Raw genomic sequence first — 2556 nt, forward strand, 5'->3', positions numbered from 1 at the left:
GGTTAGAGGTTAGAGGTTAGAAGTTAGAAGTTAGAAGTTAGAAGTTAGAAGTTAGAGGTTAGAGGTTAGAGGTTAGAGGTTAGAAGTTAGAAGTTAGAAGTTAGAAGTTAGAAGTTAGAAGTTAGAAGTTAGAAGTTAGAAGTTAGAAGTTAGAAGTTAGAAGTTAGAAGTTAGAAGTTAGAGGTTAGGGTTTGTAAATTCGTTTAATCCTCCAACAACCTCAAAACTCGATCGAAATCGCCACTGGGTAATCCTGCCTTTTTAAAGGTGTCGAAATCTTGTTGTACTTTTCGAGTCCAACTCAAACTATCGGTAACATTCTGAAATTGGTATTTTTTATAGATGGGTTTCGCCGATTTGAAGTTTTTATTAAGCAAATACCCGTGCGCCAAATTCATTTGTATCAACAATTCCGAATCGTCCAGCTTCTCGCCTTCTTTGAGTGATTTGATGGCTTTTGCATATTGTTTGGTCATCAAATAGGAATAACCAAGGGTATTGAAATCTTTGACATTTGCTTTTCCATAAACGACAATAATTCCTGATTTCTCAATTGCTTCGCTGTATTTGGCTTGTTTTACTAAATCGGCTACCTGATTTCGTAAATCAGAAAATATCTTGTCTGAAGTGCCTATTTGACTTAAACAAGCATTCCCAAAGTCGGCATAAGCTTTCGATTTTTCGATAGGCAATAGTTTTTGGAATTCCTGAAATTTGTATTCCTTTTGCAAATTATTCAAGACGCAAACACAAAAGTCATCGGAAGGGATGATTTTCTTGGCCAAATCAGTGCTTTTGCATTGATTGAGAATCAGTTTGCGGTTTTCGAGATTCCATCCGCTGCTCAATCTAGTGTTGACCCAAGGCACCACTTCGAGCACAATTTTCTGATTCATGAGCCAATTCTTGCTTTCGAAACCAAACCACATTGCGTTTGAATTAGGCAAAATACATAAAGATTTATCAATCGAAAGTCCTTTGGCGTCTTTGCTAACAGCTACGTTTTGCTCGTAACACGCTTTGGCGGTAGTTCCATTTTTTTTGTATTCAGCGGCTAAAACTTCATTAGAAAAAATAGCATACTTGCATTTATCATCTCCCGAAATCTTCGACAGCAAGAACACCGCTCCAGCCGAACCTTGACTGATTCCTGTTGGATCGGGAATGGATTTTAATACAGAAACCAAACTATTGGCCATTTGTTGATTCACGTCCAAAAGGGTGATTCTAAAGACTACTTCGGTGGTTCCAATGGGAAGTTCTTCGGTTTTTATGACGATTCTCTCTCTTGCCGAAACGACGATTTCTCTTTTAGTAGCCCGTTCTTTGTCCCAATAGCCATCTTTTTGCGCAAAAAGGGTGTTAACGGAAAGAATAATTAGCAGGATGAAAAGTATGTTTTTTATATTCATTTTTTAAAGTGTAAATAATCCATCATTATGCAAATTCTATTTGCCACTTCGAGTGATTATCAATTATCTTATTATTTAATACCATCCGTCTCTTCGAGTGATTATCAATTATCCTTAATGTAAATCCATCCGTCTCTTCGAGTGATTTTAAATAGTAACACGACAGCTTTACTATTCAAAATTGTATCGAGAAGCTTTATAAATTGCAAATATTCTCAATTCATCGAATGACTTTAAAACTTTTTCTTTGCTAAATTAGGAAGTTTGTCATACTCTTCATTTATCAATGCTTCTTTTTTGGCTCTTGACCATTTTTTAATTTTTTTCTCAAAATCTATTGCAAAATTAATATCTGTGAATTCACAATAGTAGACTAATTCTACAGGCCTTTTGTTTGCTGTATAACAATCAGGATGAAAACCAGTTTCGTGCTGAAAAAGTCGTTGCATTAAATTGCTAGTAACCCCTGTATAATATGAATTGTCGGAACATTTTAATATATATACATAAGACTGTTTCATTTATAGATAAATTTTAAAAGTGTTCTCGATACATCACGCCCAAAAGAGTGACACTCGAACTGAGGCGTGACTATCAAATATTCTCTCATTTAAAACCATCCGTCTCTTCGAGTGATTTTGAATTGTAGGGTTCTCGATACAATTTTTAAAGCATTACCTTTTATTAATTTAATCAACCTTTATCTAGCTTTAAAAATCACTCGAACTGACGAGCGATTATCAATTATCCTCTTATTTAAAACCATCCGTCTCTTCGAGTGATTTTGAATTGTAATGCGACAGCTTTACGATTCAAAATTGTATCGAGAAGCCTTTTGATTAGCAAGGTTCTCGATACAATTTTTAAAGCATCACCTTTATTTCATTTAAACAACATTCATCTAGCTTTAAAAATCACTCGAACTGAGGCGTGACTATCAAATATTCTCTCATTTAAAACCATCCGTCTCTTCGAGTGATTTTGAATTGTAATGCGACAGCTTTACGATTCAAAATTGTATCGAGAAGCCTTTTGATTAGCAAGGTTCTCGATACAATTTTTAAAGCATCACCTTTATTTCATTTAAACAACATTCATCTAGCTTTAAAAATCACTCGAACTGAGGCGTGACTATCAAATATTT

At 34.7% G+C, this 2556-nt stretch carries 2 protein-coding genes; both read right to left on the minus strand.

Annotated elements, in window-relative coordinates; all coding sequences use genetic code 11:
* Window positions 1–203: 203 nt before the first annotated feature.
* On the minus strand, window positions 204–1412 hold the full coding sequence (locus FNW17_RS16145) for a tetratricopeptide repeat protein (RefSeq protein ID WP_144072202.1): 1209 nt from the start codon (window positions 1410–1412) through the stop codon (window positions 204–206).
* A 233-nt stretch (window positions 1413–1645) separates the two neighbouring features.
* Window positions 1646–1933, minus strand: a complete 288-nt coding sequence (locus FNW17_RS16150) for a GIY-YIG nuclease family protein (protein ID WP_143392100.1) — start codon at window positions 1931–1933, stop codon at window positions 1646–1648.
* Window positions 1934–2556 lie beyond the last annotated feature (623 nt).

This window comes from Flavobacterium franklandianum (assembly GCF_007097365.1).
GTDB lineage: Bacteria > Bacteroidota > Bacteroidia > Flavobacteriales > Flavobacteriaceae > Flavobacterium > Flavobacterium franklandianum.